This window comes from Maridesulfovibrio sp. FT414 (assembly GCF_050916235.1).
In the GTDB taxonomy this organism is placed as follows: Bacteria; Desulfobacterota; Desulfovibrionia; order Desulfovibrionales; family Desulfovibrionaceae; genus Maridesulfovibrio.
This window is the reverse complement of record NZ_CP104854.1, coordinates 2,251,855-2,270,872: the sequence shown is the minus strand read 5'-3', so window position 1 is coordinate 2,270,872 and position 19,018 is coordinate 2,251,855. Positions and strand designations below refer to the sequence as shown.

Annotated in this window: 15 protein-coding genes; 11 read left to right on the top strand and 4 right to left on the bottom strand. The window is 52.4% G+C overall.

Annotated features, from left to right (window positions below):
• Positions 1-128 precede the first annotated feature (128 nt).
• Genes N7E73_RS10060 through N7E73_RS10040 form a run of 5 tightly spaced genes read left to right on the top strand, consistent with a single transcriptional unit; the run spans position 129 to position 6,835 of the window.
• The gene (locus N7E73_RS10060; protein WP_432734549.1) at positions 129-1,316 is read left to right on the top strand and encodes an efflux RND transporter periplasmic adaptor subunit; all 1,188 of its coding nucleotides are present in this window, start codon (positions 129-131) and stop codon (positions 1,314-1,316) included.
• A gap of 20 nt (positions 1,317-1,336) precedes the next feature.
• Complete coding sequence (locus N7E73_RS10055; protein ID WP_432734548.1) at positions 1,337-4,486, top strand: multidrug efflux RND transporter permease subunit; 3,150 nt, start codon at positions 1,337-1,339, stop codon at positions 4,484-4,486.
• 15 nt (positions 4,487-4,501) lie between these two features.
• Positions 4,502-4,840 (top strand): DUF4405 domain-containing protein, encoded by a 339-nt coding sequence (locus N7E73_RS10050; RefSeq protein WP_432734547.1) that lies wholly within the window; start codon positions 4,502-4,504, stop codon positions 4,838-4,840.
• A gap of 59 nt (positions 4,841-4,899) precedes the next feature.
• Positions 4,900-5,586 (top strand): response regulator transcription factor, encoded by a 687-nt coding sequence (locus tag N7E73_RS10045; RefSeq protein WP_432734546.1) that lies wholly within the window; start codon positions 4,900-4,902, stop codon positions 5,584-5,586.
• Entirely contained in the window at positions 5,576-6,835 is a 1,260-nt protein-coding gene (locus N7E73_RS10040; protein ID WP_432734545.1) for a sensor histidine kinase, read from the top strand. The genes N7E73_RS10045 and N7E73_RS10040 overlap by 11 nt, the downstream gene beginning before the upstream one ends.
• A 204-nt stretch (positions 6,836-7,039) precedes the next feature.
• Here the strand turns inward: N7E73_RS10040 and lipA are convergent, their stop codons facing one another.
• The 4 genes from lipA to N7E73_RS10020 all read right to left on the bottom strand — a co-directional run bounded on the left by lipA (position 7,040) and on the right by N7E73_RS10020 (position 10,385).
• Positions 7,040-7,915, bottom strand: coding sequence for a lipoyl synthase (gene lipA, locus N7E73_RS10035; protein ID WP_432734544.1), 876 nt, complete (start codon positions 7,913-7,915; stop codon positions 7,040-7,042).
• Positions 7,916-8,053: 138 nt separating this feature from the next.
• Entirely contained in the window at positions 8,054-8,443 is a 390-nt protein-coding gene (gcvH, locus tag N7E73_RS10030) for a glycine cleavage system protein GcvH (protein ID WP_432734542.1), read from the bottom strand.
• Between the two features lie 45 nt (positions 8,444-8,488).
• On the bottom strand, positions 8,489-9,913 hold the full coding sequence (gene lpdA / locus N7E73_RS10025) for a dihydrolipoyl dehydrogenase (RefSeq protein ID WP_432734541.1): 1,425 nt from the start codon (positions 9,911-9,913) through the stop codon (positions 8,489-8,491).
• Positions 9,914-9,959: 46 nt separating this feature from the next.
• Entirely contained in the window at positions 9,960-10,385 is a 426-nt protein-coding gene (locus N7E73_RS10020) for an OsmC family protein (RefSeq protein ID WP_432734540.1), read from the bottom strand.
• A gap of 851 nt (positions 10,386-11,236) precedes the next feature.
• On the opposite strand from N7E73_RS10020, the gene N7E73_RS10015 reads away from it, so the two are divergent.
• From N7E73_RS10015 to N7E73_RS09990, 6 genes are all read left to right on the top strand, one after another.
• Entirely contained in the window at positions 11,237-12,790 is a 1,554-nt protein-coding gene (locus N7E73_RS10015) for a BCCT family transporter (RefSeq protein ID WP_432734539.1), read from the top strand.
• A 121-nt stretch (positions 12,791-12,911) separates the two neighbouring features.
• Positions 12,912-14,801, top strand: a complete 1,890-nt coding sequence (locus tag N7E73_RS10010) for an alkaline phosphatase family protein (RefSeq protein WP_432734538.1) — start codon at positions 12,912-12,914, stop codon at positions 14,799-14,801.
• Positions 14,802-14,914: 113 nt separating this feature from the next.
• Positions 14,915-15,496, top strand: coding sequence for a hypothetical protein (locus tag N7E73_RS10005; protein WP_432734537.1), 582 nt, complete (start codon positions 14,915-14,917; stop codon positions 15,494-15,496).
• 211 nt (positions 15,497-15,707) lie between these two features.
• Positions 15,708-15,989, top strand: coding sequence for a hypothetical protein (locus N7E73_RS10000; protein WP_432734536.1), 282 nt, complete (start codon positions 15,708-15,710; stop codon positions 15,987-15,989).
• A 157-nt stretch (positions 15,990-16,146) separates the two neighbouring features.
• Entirely contained in the window at positions 16,147-17,616 is a 1,470-nt protein-coding gene (locus tag N7E73_RS09995) for a sigma 54-interacting transcriptional regulator (RefSeq protein WP_432734535.1), read from the top strand.
• A gap of 457 nt (positions 17,617-18,073) precedes the next feature.
• Positions 18,074-19,018, top strand: coding sequence for a DMT family transporter (locus N7E73_RS09990; RefSeq protein WP_432734534.1), 945 nt, complete (start codon positions 18,074-18,076; stop codon positions 19,016-19,018).

The window sequence follows — 19,018 nt, the reverse complement described above, 5'->3', positions numbered from 1 at the left end:
TTCCCTCTCCCCGGTTAACCTCTTTTTAACCCACCCCGCTGCTAATGTACTTCCATAGATTATTTGAAATCACGCTCCGGGCTCTTCCCGGACTCATTCAATCAGCAGCAGATGCTGCAGGAGTACATATGCTTAATTCAATAAAAATTCAGAACACCGTAAGTGCTGCAATAGTCGTAATTGCACTGGCTTTCGGATGCACCGGATGCAAAAACGACGCTCCTGCTCAGGCAGCCGCCCCGACATCAAGACCGGTGCAGGTAGAGGTTGAACAGGTCAAGACAATCCTTTCCTATGAAACGGCAGAACTGCCCGGACGAATCTCCGCCCGCAGAATCGCGCAGGTCCGTGCCCGCGTGGCCGGTATAATCCTCAGCCGTGATTTCACGGAAGGAAGCCATGTGGAAAAGGGCCAGCCCCTCTTCCATATTGATCCTGCCATGTACCAGGCTTCCCTTGCACAGGCCAAGGCCGACCTCGCCAAGGCCGAAACCAGCATGATCGACCTGAAAACCACTTCGGACCGCTATGCCAAACTGATCAAGACAAAATCCATCAGCCAGCAGGAATATGATACCGCGCTGAACAACTACAAGGCGGCCGTGGCCACCAGAAACGCCGCGGAAGCAGCAGTCAGGAGCATGGACCTCAACCTCAGCTATGCAACCGTGACCGCCCCCATCTCCGGGCGTATCGGCAAGGCACTGGTTACCGAAGGGGCTCTGGTGGGCAAGAACGAAGCCACACATCTGGCAACAATCCAGCAGCTTGACCCCATTTACGCGGACATCAACCAGCCGGTTTCAGAATACCTCAGGTTCAAGGCCAACATGAACGAGGCCATGCGCAGCAAAGGCAAAGCAGATGTGGAACTCTCGCTTGAAAACGTAGACTACACCACAAAAGGCAAGCTCCTCTTCTCGGATGTTACTGTTGATCAGGAAACCGGGCAGGTCTCCCTGCGCTGTGAATTCCCCAACACAGACGGAATGCTCCTCCCGGGAATGTTCGTCAGGATCAAGATTGAGCTCGGCGAGGGAATGGAAGCCATATTCGTTCCCCAGAAAGCCGTGACCATCGGCGGAGACGGATCGGCACAGGTCTTCGTCGTCGATGCCCAGAACATCGTCCACTCCCGACAGGTTAAGACCGGACGCATGCAGGGCGGGCTCTGGCAGATCAAGGACGGCCTGATCATCGGAGAGCAGCTGGTCATCAGCGGTGTGGACAAAGTCCGTGACGGCATGACCGTTAACGTGAAAAAGCCCGAAAATACGCCCGTAGCCATGGCCGGAACAGTTCAGACCAAGCCGTAAAACAAGGCGGAGATACAATCATGTCCAAATTTTTCATCGACCGACCCAACTTTGCCTGGGTTGTGGCCTTGTTCATATCCATTGCGGGTATACTGGCCATACCCAACATGGCAGTGGAAAAATATCCGCAGGTCGCACCGCCGCAGATCCGCATCTCGATCTCCTACCCCGGTGCTTCAGCAACTGATATCAATGACTCCGCAGTCAGCCTCATTGAGGAAGAACTCAACGGAGCCAAGGGGCTGCTCTATTATGAGTCCACCAGCAGCTCCTCTGGTTCTGCGGATATAACCGTAACCTTCAACCCCGGGACCGACCCGGACCTGGCTCAGGTTGATGTCCAGAACAGGGTGAAAAGGGCTGAATCCCGCCTCCCTGAAACTGTACGCGACATGGGCATCGATATTGAGCAGGCCAACGCCGGCTTCCTGATGATCTATTCCCTCAAATACAAAGAGGGTAGCGAGAGCAATGACCCGCAGCGCCTCGCCGACATCATGGCCCGCAACCTCAACAACGAGATACGCCGTGTTGACGGTGTGGGAACCCTGCGCTTCTTTGCTGCGGAAAGCGCCATGCGCATCTGGGTCGATCCCCAGAAGCTGCTCAGCTACGGTCTTTCCATTGCCGATGTGAACAAAGCTCTGGATGACCAGAACGTTCAGGTTGCCGCAGGTAAATTCGGCGGACGCCCCGTGGAGTCCGATCAGCAGCTCACCGCGACCTTCAAGGTGCAGGGTCTGCTGGAATCCCCGGAAGAGTTCGGCAAAATCCTGCTCCACGCCGCCCTTGACGGCTCCACAGTACACCTGTCCGATGTCGCTAGGATTGAAATCGGCCCAGAATCGTACGACAAAGTCGCACGTCTGGACGGTATCCCCACGGCTGCGGCGGCAATTCAGCTGGCTCCGGGCGCCAACGCACTGGGCACGGTTGAAAGGGTCCAGGCCCGTCTGGACGAGCTTTCCAAAACATTGCCGTCGGACATTGAAATCGCCATCCCCCTGAACACCTCGAAGTTTGTTGAAGTCGCCATCGAGAAAGTGCTGCACACGCTTTTGGAAGCGGTACTGCTCGTATTTCTGGTCATGTTCCTCTTCCTGCAGGATTTCCGCTACACGCTGATCCCCAGTATTGTCGTCCCGGTCTGCGTGCTCGGCGCATTTGCAGTAATGGCTGCACTCGGCTTCTCGATCAACATGATGACCATGTTCGGGATGGTTCTGGCCATCGGCATCCTTGTTGATGACGCCATCGTGGTAGTTGAAAACGTTGAACGCATCATGGCAGAGGAAGGACTTCCCCCACGCGAAGCCACCATCAAGGCCATGGGGCAGATTTCAGGAGCCGTTGTAGGCATCACCCTGGTCCTTTCCGCGGTATTTCTGCCGCTGGCCTTCATGAGCGGTTCAGTAGGTGTCATCTACCGCCAGTTTGCGGTCTCCGTGGCCGTATCCATCCTTATCTCCGGATTTCTGGCCCTGACCATGACCCCCGCCCTTTGCGCCACCCTCCTCAAACCGGTAGCCAAAGGACATCACGGAACCAAACGGGGATTCTTCGGCCTGTTCAACCGCGCCTTTGACAGGGTCGGCAGCCGCTACGAACGTGTTACAGGTTCACTGGTCAAGCGGGCAGGCATCTGCATGCTCGTATACGTGCTGCTCCTCGGAGTCCTCGGATACAGCTTCACCCGTCTGCCCGAATCGTTCGTTCCCTCCGAGGACCTCGGCAACTACTTTGCCAGCGTCCAGCTGCCTCCGGGAGCGACCTATTCCCGAACCCTCAACGTTGTTGAAAATCTGGAAAAATACTTCGGTTCACGCCCGGCCGGTTTAAGCCTGATCACCGTTATCGGCTTCAGCTTTTCCGGGCAGGGGGAGAACGCCGCACTGGCTATTCCCCGGCTGAAGGACTGGTCTGAACGCAGCGAGGCTGAATCCGCAGCAGCGGAAGTGGGCATGGCCAACCGGGTTCTGTCGCAGAACATGGACGGCAAGGTCTTCGCGGTCAACCCGGCTCCCATTGACGGACTGGGGAATACCGGCGGTTTCGAACTTCGCCTCCAGAATCGCGGCGGGCTCAGCCGGGCCAAGTTTGCCCAGGCAATGGGCATGGTCCTGTCCAGGGCCAACCAGTCCCCGGTAATTGCCTACGCACGTCTGGACGGACTTCCCGATGCCCCCCAGCTCAAGCTGGAGATAGACCGCGAAAAGGCAGAGACCCTCGGGGTCAGCTTCTCGGACATCAAAACCGCCCTGACCAGCACCTACGGCTCCAAAATGGTCACCGACTTCGTAAACTCCGGCAGGGTACAGCGTGTAGTAGTGCAGGCCAGTGCGGAAAGCCGCAAAAACCCGGAAAGCTTAAACAACGTCTATGTTCCCAACTCTCACGGCGATCAGGTTCCCCTGACCTCGCTGATCCACACCAAATGGGAGACAGCGCCGGTCCAGATCGTGCGCTACAACGGATACAACGCATTCAAGATTACCGGTTCCCCGGCCCCCGGGTTCAGCTCGGGTGAAGTCATGGCCGAGCTTGAAAAAATCATGCAGGACCTTCCCTCCGGCATAGGCTACGAATGGACAGGGCTGTCCTATCAGGAAAAACTGGCCGGAGCGCAGGCCTCCAAACTCTTCACCCTCGCCCTGATTGTTGTATTCCTGCTGCTGGTGGCACTTTATGAAAGCTGGTCCATCCCCTTCTCGGTCATGCTCATTGTCCCTCTGGGCGTACTCGGCGCTGTTGCGGCTGTCTCGCTGATGGGCATGACAAACGGTGTTTACTTCAAGGTAGGACTGATCACCATCATCGGTCTTGCCGCAAAGAACGCAATTCTCATCGTCGAAGTTGCCAAACAGTTCCACGACGAGGGCTGCAGCCTGATTGAAGCCGCCACCCGCAGTGCAAGGCTGCGCTTCAGGCCGATTGTCATGACCTCCATGGCCTTCATTCTCGGGGTTGTCCCCCTTGCCGTGGCAACAGGTGCCGGGGCCGCAAGCCAGCGGGCCATCGGAACCGGCGTAATCGGCGGTATGCTCAGCGCCACGGTTCTGGGGATTCTCTACGCTCCGGTATTCTTTGTATGGGTGTTGTCCATCTTCAGAAAACTGAAGCGCAAACACTCAAACGAATCCCAACCTTCACACGTAGCTAAAGAATACTAAAACACAGGAGTTACCATGCTTGGAAAAATAACCGACCGCTCATTTCTGTCCCCTGTCGTGGCATTCACCTTCGTTCCCGTGGCGCTGACCGGAATTCTTCTGCTCTTTCACATCCGGTTTCCCGGAATAAAAGATATCCACAACTGGATTGGGCTGGCCTTCGTTATTTTCAGTTCCTTCCACATCGCTGTGAACTGGAAACCACTTGTCGGATACCTGCGCAAGACAACCTCAAAATACGCCCTGATCACGGCGGTTGCACTGACTGTCGTCTGCTGTATAATCGGATTCAACAGTGACGAGGCAAGACCCGGACACCACGGGGCTGGATACTCACAGGTTCAAAGATATTAGCGTAAGCAATAAAACAGCCATCCCCGTTTATGTACGGGGATGGCTGACAGGTGGGATAGATGGGTATTTCCGTATTACTGGTTGAGGACGATTTTGATCTGGCTGCAGCGGTCGCCGGCTCTCTGGAAATTGAGGGAATAGCCTGTGACCATGCCTCCAACGGAGTGCACGGCCTTGAGCTGGCTACAACCAATAAATACGACGTACTCCTGCTGGACGTGATGCTCCCGCGCATGAGCGGGGTAAACCTCTGCGAGAAGCTCCGCAGAAACGGCGTTGACACTCCCGTCCTCATGCTGACAGCACTGGACAGCCTTGACGACAAAATCGCCGGATTCAATGCCGGAACTGATGACTACCTGCCAAAGCCTTTTGAAATGGAAGAACTGCTGTTGAGAATAAGGGCCTTATCAAGAAGGCGCAGCAGCCAGACCCGCAAGCTTACGGTTGCCGATCTTGAAATGAATCTCGACACACATGAGGCCTTTCGGCAGGGGACTCCCCTGCCGCTGACTCCCACCGAATGGAAAATTCTTGAGGAACTGGCCCTGAACAGCCCCAAAGTAGTAACAAGGGAAAGACTGGAACATGCAGTATGGGATGATTCCGAAACATCCTCCAGCCTGCTGAAAGTCTACATCAACAAACTGCGCAAAAAAGTCGATGCCCCGCCGTTTGCTCCGATGATCCACACTGTTCCGGGAGTTGGAATTGTTCTCAAGGCTGAGGACGGAAATGAGCAGTAACAGCCAGAGCATAAAAATGCAGGCAGTCTTCTTTGCGCTGATCGCCTGCTCCCTGCTGATTATTTCCTATTCCGTTCTGGTGAATTTCTATTTTGAAAAAGGGCTGCTGCTTTCTGTTCGCCACAGGCTGGAACTTGAGGCGGCCTCATACGCAAAGGCATATGCCCAGAATCCCGAAACAAGGCTGCCGGAAGCTGCGAACTTCAGAACATACCTGAATTACGACCATCTACCAGAAAGCATTAGAAGCAAGGCAGGAAAAGACGAACTTCCGCAGATAGGTTTCTGCCTCATCAGGCCCTACAATACCGATGAAAGGCTGCATTTTGTCTATGCATGGACTCGTCAGGACGGTAACGAACTCTATTTTGTATACACCATCGGACAGGAAGACAGATCCGAACTTATCTATACTGCGGAGCACGTAATGCTCTATTATGCAGTGGGTACGGGAGTCATTGCATTTCTGATCATTATCATCATCGCCATGTTCATGATCCGGCGCATCACCCGAAAGGTCCTGCTGCTCACCGACTGGGCCTTCGCCCTGAATCATGACAACGTGGAATTACCTGCACCTGACTGCCAGTACAAGGAGCTGAACCAGCTGGCGGACCTGTTCAAGGAAAACATGCACCGCCAGCTGGCAGGAATCCGCAGAGAGCAGAAGTTCCTCCGCAATGCAAGCCACGAACTGCGCACGCCGGTTGCCGTGCTGCAGACAAACCTTGACTGGCTGAAACGTCTGGGAGTGGAGACGAACAAGAAATACCTGAAGCCGATAACGGGGATGTCCACGGCCGTAAGAAACATGAAGGAGCTGACTTCGACCATTCTCTGGACAAGCAGGAAAGACCTTTCAACCGACCTCCGAACTGAAACCAGGGTCGACGAACAGCTCAAATCCATTATTGACGATAATTCCTATCTCCTTGCCAACAAATCCGTACAGGTGAACAGGAACCTTCAGGAATTGACCCTGCATACAGTACAGGCGCCTGCCGGCATCATCTGGAGCAACATAATCCGCAACGCCTTCCAGCACACGTATGAAGGGGAAATAAGCATAACCCTGTCCGGAAAGATACTGACCGTTAAGAACGACCTCCCCGAAGACAGCACCGGCAGCAGCCCGGACAGCTTCGGTCTGGGACTCATGCTTATTCAGGATCTTACTGAAAAAATCGGCTGGAAACTGACCATTGAGGAAGCCACCGACTTCTATTCAGTGAACCTGCTCATGGTTTGAACGGAAAACTTCGTCATACCGGGTCAGTTGCAATTCTGTACCGCCCTCCATTGAGAGGACAACATGGTGCTTTATAAAGAAACCTTAACACACACTCCACAAACGTCAGTTCGACACCGGTAGCCAACAAACAACACAGCTCCCACAAAACTATCACGACCATCAACCCGACCATAACCGATAATGAACCCGGAAGCTGCAGGATCACCCTTCCCTGTCTGCGAATATGGCTGCGTGGTACGAGGAACGGACCAGCGGGGCGCTGTGCATGTGGGGAATGCCTATAGTTATTCCATACCGGGCATACTCTTCAAAAGTATCCGGATGGACATAGCGACTGACGGCGGGATGTTTAAGTGACGGACGCATGTACTGTCCGATCGTTACGATGTCGCAATTGATTTCCGCAAGGTCGTCCATTACTCCGCGAACCTCTTCGTCAGCTTCTCCCAGTCCCACCATTAATCCGGATTTGGCTATGCTGCCGGACCCTTTCACCCTTGATAACAGTTCCAGGCTCTGCCGGTAATTCGCCTGCGGGCGTATTCTTGAATAGTGTGACGGAGGAGTCTCCACGTTATGGTTTATGATATCGGGCCTTGCGGCAATTACTTCCATCAAGGCCGTCCTGCTGCCCTGAAAATCAGGAATCAGCACCTCAATGGTCGAACCGGGCAGTTCTTCGCGGACAGCATGGATGGTCTCCGAGAAATAAGCTGCTCCTCCATCATCAAGATCATCTCTGGTGACGGATGTGATCACAACGTGCTTGAGTTCAAGGCGTCTGGAAGCTTCGGCCACTCGTACCGGTTCGGCAGGGTCAACGGGCATAATCGTTGTGTTTTCAATATTGCAGAAAGCACAGTTGCGCGTACACGTATTCCCCATGATCAGGAAGGTTGCCGTGTGCGCTGAAAAACATTCGAACATATTAGGACACCTGGCGCTTTGACACACGGTGTTCAGTTTGAGGTCTTTCACCAGCTCACGCGTGGCTCCATAGGTCTTGTTGCAGGGAATTTTTACCCTGAGCCAGGGCGGAATGCGCAGATATTTTTCTGACGTGTCTTTTGAATTCATTTCTGACCTCTTTACCGGTACTGCCCGGTTCCGGAAAACAAAGAGCGGCCTCAAACCGGAAGCCGCTCTACATGACCTTCATCAATCCAACAAAAACTGATTGACTCGCAACAGTCCTATGACAGTAATATTATGCTGCTATTTGGTCTGGGCTTCGTATTCACCACTGTTCAGCAGGTGAGACTTGTCTGCATCTGCAGCAAGTGTGATACGGAGCATCCATCCGTCCGCATATGGGGAGGTGTTTACCAGAGAACACTCATCCTCAAGGGCTTCGTTCACTTCAGAGACAGTGCCGCTGATGGGCATATAGAGACTGCTTACAGCCTTGATGGATTCCACAGACCCGAACTCATCGCCTGCGGAAAACTGCGCTCCGGCGGAGGGAAGATCAACAAAAGCAACTTCCCCGAGCTGATCCTGCGCGAAGTCGGTGATGCCTACAACGGCGGTATTGTCCTCAGCGATACGAACCCAGGTGTGTTCCGGGTGGTAGAGAATACCTTCCGGGAAAATAAGTTCACTCATTTTATCTCCTTTCTTTGTAGCTGTTATGATGTCGTGAAACAGGGATTAGCAGCCCCGGAGCCAGCCTTCGCAGACTTCGTAGAAGCCTTCCGAAAGGGTGGGGTGGGCATGGATGGTGTGAGCAACATCGGCTGCGGTAAGTCCTTTGGAAATCGCCAGGGCTGCCTCGGCAATAAGGTCCGTGGCGTGAGCACCGGCAATATGAGCACCGAGAATCTTTCCGCTTGCATTGTCACAAATCAGCTTGAACATGCCTGGCAGCTCTCCCATAGCCTGAGCCTTGCCAAGTTCTCGGAACTGAAAAATCTGCGCACGGACATCAAAGCCTTTCTCTTTGGCCTGGGCCTCGGTGAGCCCTACGGTTCCGATTTCCGGGGAAGTGAAAATTCCGGCGGGAATAACACTGTAGTCGAGAGTTCTGTCTTTGCCAAAGCAGTTGTCCACTGCACACAGGGCTTCGGCAGAGGCGACGTGAGCCAGCATGACCCGTGCAGGTCCAAGAGCATCACCGATAGCATAAATACCTTCGGCAGACGTCCGCATACCGTGATCAGCTTTAATCCATCCGCGGGCATCCGTTTCAACTCCTGCACCAGCGAGATTCAGACTTTCAGAATTCGGGGTACGCCCTACCGCAACAAGAACCATGTCGGTGTCAAGAGTGAAATCATCACCGGTTGCGCCTTCCACGAAAGGAGACGGCCCAAGCACACAGGAAACCTTGCCGTCAGACACAACTGCGCTTTTGACGGTTTTTGCCAGTTCAACACGGATACGATGTTTTTTGGCCTCGCGCTGGAGCAGACGGCTCATGTCACTGTCAACGGACGGGATAGGCAGCAGGCGATCAAGACCTTCTACAACTGTCACTTCCGCCCCGAAGGCACGGTAAATGAAAGCCAGTTCGCATCCGATAACCCCTCCGCCGACAACAAGAAGCCTTTTCGGAACATGGTTGAGATCAAGGGCATCATTGCTGTTGATAATATGTTTGTGATCAACAGGCAGCGAAGGGAGATCAAGGATGGCTGACCCTGTGGCGATGATTACGCTGTCGCTTTTGATCTCTTCTGTTCCATCCGCGGTATGGACACGAACGGTGCGGTCCGAAGAGAGTTCCGCAGCCCCGCGCACCAGACGGATCTTGAGGGATCCGCAGGTCTTCTCCAAACCGCCGCAGAGCACTTTCCGCACCCGTTCCTTGCGGGCTACAACAGCTGCCATATCCGCTTTGAAACAAACAGCCTCATCCCCGGACTCAGCGGTTATGCCGAACTCAGCCAGCCGGGAGGCTGTTTCAAGTGCTTCTGCAGAAGATTTGAAAGTTTTTGTGGGAATGCAGCCGGTGTTCAGACAGGTCCCGCCCAGATGTTCCCTTTCGACCAGAGTTACTTCAGCACCTCTGCGGGCGGCCTCAAATGCAGCGCAATAACCGCCAGGTCCTGCACCGATGATAGTGATGGAAGGCATTGTTTCTCCTGTTTACTTGAATCGGTTTCTGAAATGCCGGCGAGGACTAATCTTCCAGATGCAGGTTATAGGTGATAGGGAATGCGTCATGGAGAGAAGCTGTTACAAGGCAACCCTTCTGCATGATTTTCTCCACCCGATCAAAGATGAAACCGAAATCTTCATCCATATGTACAGTCACATCAAGGGTGATGCCGATTACCCGTGCACGCTTCTTTTCATCCACACCGGTTTCGAGTGTTGCAGTTCCGGTAATCCGTTCATAGGTTGCTCCGCGGGTTTCAAGAGCCTTACCCAGAGCTCCGCAGAAACAGTAGAGGGCTGAAGATGCCAACAGCTGTTTGGCGGTGCCTCCGCGTTCGTCCTCGGGAATGCCTTCATGGTTGATGACAAGCTCACCGAGAACCCTTGAGCCGGTATCGATGGTCTGTCTGTCCCCTTCCCGATTATATGAAACTGATAATTGAGCCATGTCCGTTCTCCATTGTGATATTTTAGACAATATAGTCGGGCCAGGGCTAAACAGTATTCGTGCCAATGGAATTATATGTAAACATTAAAGCATTTTAACAATGTTTTCCGCACCATAAAAGTAGAATTCTACTCTTTAGGCGCAACCTTAAGCGACAGTTGTGTCGCATTATTTCAGCTGCGTCAGCAGAATTCACGATAAACACGCGCATCAAGGCATGGTGACATCTATGTCGCAACAGACAGTGACCGGTTGTTTTCTTAACTGCAGCGAAAGGCACAGAGAATCTATATTATTAAATATCAGACAGTTATCAAACGCGACAAAGTTGTCCTTGTTCATCAATACAAAATCCTGAAACAAAGTTTGCCTCCTGCCCTTCCTGCAAACCGAAAACGGGTTGTCCCCCTGTAAGATTCATTCATGGAGCTGTATATATAGATTGAATTGTGCTCCGCTTGATCCCTGTACCGGGCAGAATCCATAAAGGCGGACAGCCGGGCTAAAGGCTCCGAGTCAAAACATGACATTTCTTTCACCGTAGCGACATAAGTGTCGTACAAAGTTCTTGCCTTTAAAACCGCTCGTATTTGCTTTTCGAAGAGGTTTTTGCGACATTAAAGTCGTATAGCGGTCTGAACCGGAGAAAAGGCATTGCGCCTACTTTCACAAGCAGTACGCGTGTTTTCGTGAGTCTTTACTTTTTGGCCCACTAATTGCTGATTGGGGCGGAATGCAGCTGCAGCGCATAATCCCGGAAGCCATAGGGCTGACGGTGGCACAATCGACAAAGACTGTTTAACAACTGACTGTATCCCATAGTTGCAAGCGTACTGACTTAGGGAGGAAGTATGGCTACAAATGACAAAGGGGGAGGGGCTGACCTCCGTCCAGATTTAAAAATTCTTGTCCCGGCGACATTGGTGCTTATCGGCATCATCGCCTGTTCCATTCTTTTTACCGAGGCAAGTGAAAAAGTTCTCAAGGCTGCATATTCAGTCTTTACCCATAACACCGGTACCCTCTATTTGTGGGTAACTGTTTTAATGATGTTTCTGGCCTGTTTCTTCATGTTCAGCAGCTACGGCAACATCAAGTTCGGTGAGGAACACGAGAAACCGGAATTCAATAACTTTTCATGGATATCCATGATGTTCTGCTCCGGTGTTGCCGGGGCGGTAATGTTCTGGTCCATCGTTGAGCCCTTGTTCAACCTTGCTTACCCCCCCAAATTTGCAGAACCCTTGAGCAGAGAAGCTTTTGAGTGGTCAATGTCCTATGTTCTGCTGCACTGGGGACCGGTAACCTGGCCCTGGTACGTGGTTACGGCTCTGCCTATCTGCTACATGTTCTATAAACGCAAAAAGCCTGTTCTCAGAATCAGCTCCGCTGCGGAGCCCGTACTGGGAGACAAAGTCAACGGCGGCATCGGCAAGGGGATCGAGGTGTTCTTCATCATCGGCCTCATGTTCTCCAATGCTGCGGTTATGGGTGTTTCCGTACCTATCGTAAACCATGCACTGGCCAAAACTCTCGGCACAGAACCCACTTTCACAATGGAAATGATCATTCTGGCCGTCAGTGCTGTGATCTTTACAGCCAGTGTTTCCATGGGCCTCAAGAAAGGGATTAAGATCCTGTCCGATGCAAACGTTGTGATCGCGCTTGCCATGGTCTTCTTCTGCCTTGTCGCCGGTCCCACCGTGTTCATCGTGGACAACTTCACCAACTCCATCGGCCACATGATGAACAATTTCTTCGGCATGGTCTTCTGGACCGACCCGTACACCAAAGGGACATTCCCGCAGGACTGGACTATTTTCTACGCCCTGTGGATGGCTTCCTATGGACCTTTCATGGGTCTGTTCATCGCCCGCATCTCCCGCGGACGCACCGTTCGTCAGGTCATCGGCCTCGGACTGGCCGGCGGTATTGCCGGTTCCTACATGATCCATGCAGTGTTCGGCGGATATACCCTTTACGCACAGCTTAACGGCATTGTCGATGCAGTAGGCATCCTGAAAGCCAGCGGTGGCCCGGCTGCACTTGTCGCCATCCTAGACACCCTGCCTGCCGGTTCTTTTGTACTCATCGGTTATTGCGTGTTCTCCACCATCTTTCTGGCAACCAGTGTGGACTCCTGCGCATACGTAATCTCCTGCGCAGCAACCACCAGACTCCTGCCGGGATATGAGCCCACACGCGGACACCGCTTCTACTGGGCCGCAATTCAGGCAGGTCTGGCCCTTGCTGCCATCACCCTCGGCGGACTCGGACCGGTCAAGATCTTCGCGAACTTCTCCGGTGCGCTGATGCTTATCCCCATCGCCTTTGTAGTCGTGGCCTGGTTCAAGATGATCAAAGAAGACAATGCACTGCTGATGTGCTGCACACCTAAGAAATAGCATAATCCAAAATCGCGCAGGGCGATGTCCCCTTTGAATTCCCAAGAAGGTATTTTCTCAGGGAGGTCTTGCCCTGCGCGATTAAACAATAAAATAAGAACTCGATTTAAAGGAGAATATCATGGCAGCCAAAGCTAAAAGAGTAGCACTGCTTGGATTTGACTGCGCCATTCCCAAAAGACTTGAAGCCTTGATGGAAGAAGGTGCACTGCCCAATTTCAAGAAATTTTCCGCCGAAGGATCTTACATGACTGAAGGCTACAACATGCCTACAGTAACTCCTCCTTCCTGGGCGACAATCTGCACCGGTGCCTACCCCCGCACCCACGGTGTAGAGGATTACTACTATTACAATGAAGGAGAATCACTGCATTTTTCCAAATGCGTTCAGGCCTTCGGTTCCAACATGCTCACCGCCGAAACCATCTGGGATGCATGGGATAAGGCCGGGAAGAAATCTCTCGTGGTAAACTACCCGACATCATGGCCTTCCAAACTCAAGAACGGCATCATGGTTCAGGGCGAAGGCCTTTCGCCGGCCGAACACCGGTGGCAAATCGAAGGGTACGAGCACAAGGAATGGCTTTGCGCTGAATCCTGCGTATCCACCGATTTTTATCCCGTCGGAGTTCAGGCCCGCTTTGAAGACGCAGACGGATGGAAGAACCTTCCTGAGGAAATAGAAGATCTGGAACCTCTTGAAATGGCCATTCCCATGCACTTCGGACATGCCATGGACCCGCTCGAACCTCAGACATGGTACGGCCTTACCTGGGAATCCGAAGACGACGGTTACGATATTTTCGCCCTCTGCCCTGAAAAAGACTTTTCCAAAGTTTTCTTCACCATCCGCCCGCGTGAATGGAGCGGAGTGGTAGAGCACAGCTTCACCATCAAGTCCGACGGCCGCACCGAACGCGGATACTTCCGCTGCAAGCTGATGGAACTCTCCGACGATGCTGAAGATTTCAAGCTGTACATTTCCGGCATCAACGGCACCCAGGGTTACTGCGCACCTGCAGACGCTCTGAAGAATGTTGATTTCACCAAGAACATCATCGCCAACGACATGGGTTTTGTAGGTTTCGCCAACGGAATTATCGACGATGAAACCATCATTGAACTGGCCCAGTTCCACTCCGAGTGGCTCACCGAGGTTATCCTTACCCTGATGAAGGATCACCCCGACTGGGATCTGCTTTACATGCACACCCACCTCATCGACTGGTTCTATCACGGCTTCCTCGACAAAATGGACAGCGCAGATGAAACCATCAGGGAACATGCCTTCAATCTTGAGCGTGCCATTTATCAGATCGAAGACAGATTCCTCGGCAGGATGATGGAACAGCTGCCCGAGGACGCTCTCACCTGCCTGATCTCCGACCACGGTGCAACACCCATCGGACCGATCCTCAACACCGCCGAGGCACTCAAGCAGGCCGGACTGACCGCCTACGAACCCCGCAACGCAGATGCGGCCGGTTCCGTATGGGAAGAATCAGAAGGGTTCAACTACGACCTTATTCCCGAAAAATCCAAGGCCGTTCCCCAGCGCTACATGTTTGTATACGTAAACCTCAAATCCAAATATCCCGGCGGCATTGTTGAGGACGAAGACTATGAAAAAGTGCGTAACGAAATCATCGACGCCCTTTACGACTACAAGCACCCTGAAACCGGAGAACGCCCGGTCATGTGCGCCATTCCCAAGGAAGACGCAAAGGTCTTCGGCATGGGCGGCGAGCAGGCCGGTGATGTCGTATACGTCCTCAAGCCCGAATACATGGCCGAACACGGTTACGGCTTCCCCACCGGTGAATCCGGATGCGGTTCGCTGAAGAACGTCATGATCTGGCGCGGTCCCGGTGTAAAACAAGGCTACGTATATGACCGTCCCCGCTGGTTGACCGACGTTGTGCCCACCTTCTGCCACGCAACCGGAAACCCGGTTCCCGCAGATACTGAAGGGGCCGTCTGCTACCAGATTTTTGAGGACCACGCGTCTTAATTTAATACACCTCATTGGTTCACACCCAATACTCTTGGCAGGTGCGGTCATTCCTATGGACCGCACCGTCAGCGGGTAACCCCGCACAAGGATTTAATTCAGGAGATAATAAAATGGCAGATAAAAAAGTAATTCTCATTTCCTGCGGTTCCGCCGCAGTCGACTTCAACGGCGATGCTCTTGAAAAATTCATGAAGAAGGCCGCCATGGTTGCGGAATTTGACAATACAGATATCGCTGCCGCAGCAGCAAAAGTAGAAGGAGCCGTGTCCGTTGCTCCCGAAGGAATTGCAAAACTGTTCGAAGACGACGGATCTTTCGCCGTGGTGGAACTCTGTGATGCAGACGGAGCCGCTCTTGACGCAGCAATCGCCCTGGTTACCGAAGCAGCAGACCGCCGCACCCTGATTGTCATGTCCTGCAACGAAGGACTCTACTTTGCAGGTCTGGGCATCAACAAGAAAGCAGGCAAGGTCGCACGCAGCGCCGCAGCCGAGGATGTTGTGGCAACCATCTGCTACATTGCTGACCAGTCTGTTCCGGCGGATTGCACCGGAGCGGTTCTTTATCAGGTTCTCAAAGACCCTGACATGAAAATCAAGGAACTCACCAAACTCAAGGAAGCGCTGGCCCGCATGGAAAATGCTCTTCAGCGCGACAACCGCGAACCCTGGGACAAGCACGACTGCGCTTAATTGTCCATTCTCAAGGCATTTAAACCTCCAAGCCATGTAGCCCTCAGGCCCGGGACAAATCCCGTACCTGACTATCGGGAATGGTTCGCTTTCAAGTCCGGACCCCGCTCATGATGTACATGAGCGGGACCGGATTTTTGTCATAAATTCCGGCAGCAGCAAGAGCCAGACTCTGATCACTCTGCGGGAAATGCATATAAGGAGACTCACCATGAATATGGTCATTGAAAAACAGCCGCCGCTGAAACATTTCATTGTTGAGATATTCGGTAACGGAGAGCTGCTTGACGCCACAGGAATACACGAGCTGGTCTCAGCCTCCTATTCCGACGGTGCCATGCTTACGCCAGATGAACTGGCTGCAAAACTGGAAGAACTTCAGGATGAGGGACTACTGCTCGATGAAGGCTCTTACATGAACGATGACGGAAAGCTTATCCCGCTGTATCGCATATCGGAACTCGGATTGAACCGGCTGCATGAGGGCTTTTAACATAAGCTCCCGGATGTTCAGGTTTTTGCGTTTTTATATATGCAATATAGCCTCACTGCATTAATTCCTGCTTGCGCTAACACTTTCTTGGACATAAATGTCGCAAAACAAGCGACATCAGTGTCGCCTCATTTTTTCTGATAATGGAGGGTTTGGCATGGACAGACCTGAATATGATGACCTCTTGGAAAAATGCCGCCGACTGGAAGAACAGGTCAGCTCTTTCCGGCAGACGGAGGAACAGCTTAGGGAAAGCAAGCTCCAGCTCACCCGCCTGTTCAACAATCTTCCGGGAATGGTCTACCGCTGTTCCCTGGCTGAAGATCTTCACCCCACCCTTGTCTTTGTAAGCAAGGGAAGCAACGATCTGTTCGGGGTAACACCGGAGTTCTTTACCGACCAGAAAACCAACGTAATGGAAACCCTCGCCCATCCGGATGATCTGGCCTCCATGCGTGCTGAGCAGAACGCAGCAATCCTGAATCGCCGCACCTACAGACTTCTATACAGAGTATGCCTTGATTCTGATCGCCAGAAATGGATCTGGGATCAGGGGGAGTGCCTTTACGACAGAGAGGGCAGGCCCACCTATCTAGAAGGGATCATGATAGACGTCAGTGCGCAGAAATTGCGTGAATACGAGCTGCAGCAGGAAAACCAGCGTTTGCGCGGCTCTCTTGATGACCGCTTCAAGTTCGGATGCATCATCGGTAAGAGCAACGGCATGCGCGAAGTTTTCAAACTGATAATGAAAGCCGCCAAACGTTCCTCCAACGTAATAATTTTCGGTGAGACAGGCACAGGCAAGGATCTGGTCGCCCAGACCATTCATGAACAAAGCGGTTCAAAAGGAGCCTACGTTCCAGTCAACTGCGGGGCCATTCCCTCCAGCCTGATGGAAAGTGAATTTTTCGGACATGTAAAAGGAGCCTTTTCCGGCGCAACTTCCGACCGCCCCGGCTATCTTGCCGCTGCAGACGGAGGCACTCTTTTTCTCGACGAGGTCGGAGAAATAGACCTGTCCTTGCAGGTAAAACTTCTGCGGGCACTGGAAAGCAAACTGTATACTCCGGTAGGAGGCACTGAACCCCGTTCTTCCAATTTCAGACTTATTGCTGCGACCAACCGGGATTTGAGTGAACTTGTCAGGCAGGGACTCATGCGTTCTGATTTCTTTTTCCGCCTGCACGTCCTTCCGATCCATGTTCCGCCCCTGCGGGAAAGGATTGAAGACCTGCCGCTGCTCATAAATGAATTCATGGGCAGATATCTCGGCAGGACCGATTCCCTGCCAAGGATTCCCGGTAAAATCCGGTCTGCAATGGATAACCACCGCTGGCCGGGCAACGTCCGCGAACTGCAGAATGTCCTAGAACGCTACCTCACTTTCGGTGAAATGGTCTTCAGTGATCTGGGGTTCCATACGACTGAGGCCAGTGTCGATGTTGGAGATGCCGTCAACCTGTTTCAGGCCTGCGGAACACTTGACGAAGCCATGGACTCATTTGAAAGGCACCTGCTGCTCAAGGCCCTTGAACGCAACCATTGGAAAAAGGGTATCACCGCAAATGAACTGGGCCTGAATATGCGAACCATGCAACGCAAACTCAAAAAATACAGCCTGTAAAAACAGGTTGGCGACATTTATTTCGCGTGCGACCAATATGTCGCATCACTTGAATCCGGCTAAATACGGATAGTTCTGAGAAATCCACCCCGAAAAGGCGACACCACTGTCGCCTTTTTTCGTCTTTACAACTTCTTTCTTTTACAAATAAGCTCTTTTATTACAGCTCCTTAACAAAATGGCATATCATATGCTTTTGGGTGCAGATTATGCTGCCTGCTTTGTCGAAAATAAACCCTTCAGACTTCAACCAAAGCATTGGAAGCACACCTTAACAAACGACTCGGTAGCTGCAACAGGGCATTGAATGAACAGCATTAATCCCCAGACATAAGGCAGCGACCGCCACCCGAGAACAACACACAGAAATAAATAGCGATTTGAAGGGATGCCTTCACCAAAAGAGCAAAAAACTTCAAAGGTCCGGCGGACCATTTCTCTATTCAGGAGCTGCTCCATGAACTGGAATGAATTCAGAAAAACTGAAAATGCGGGTTATCTGTTCATTATATTGGGAATTTTGAACTGGAGCGGAAACTTTGTGGCTGCTCGCGGACTGGCAGGAACAATAGATCCGGCCACACTTAATCTCCTGCGCTGGCTTCTAGCCACTCTGGTTTTCCTGCCTTTCGGAATAAGAAGTTTCTGGGCTGAACGAGCTCTGGTTGCAAAGCTTTGGAAGGAACTTACCGCTATCGCCATTTGCGGCATATCCCTGTACGACACCCTGGTATTCATTGCCGGGCATACTTCAGAAGCCCTGAACATGTCTCTCATCTCGACAATGTCGCCGTTACTGACCGCGCTAGTAGCCCAATATTTCATGCGCGAAAAGCTGAAGCCCAGTATGTATGTCGGAATTGCCGTCAGCACTCTCGGAGTTGCCCTGCTGGTTACCGATGGGAGTCTCGGCAGACTTCTGGACATGCGCTTTGCACAGGGAGACCTGCTTATCCTGTGTACGGCTATGATGTCCGCCGTCTACAACACCGTGGTAAAAAAGGTGGCCGGTAAAATCAGCCAGACAACCCTGCTCATGTCCTGCTGCCTGTTCGGGACTCTTTACATTATCCCCCTGTATCTATGGGAAACCGGAGGCCGGATTGTAATTCCTGAATTTACGTACGGGCTGGTTGTTTCACTGATATATCTTTCGGTGTTTGCCTCCATTCTATGTTACCTTTTCTGGAATATGGCCGTGGAAGTACTAGGCGCATCCAAAGCCTCTCTATTTTACTACACTCTCCCCCCGGCAAGCGCGATTGTTGCCTGGTTTGTCATCCACGAACCTGTTAACGTAAACCAGGTTGTAAGCGGGATGATTATCCTTGCGGGCATCCTTTTCGCTCTATATGGTGGCTCGCCAAAATTTATGAAGCAGAAGGCCAACAATTATGGATAA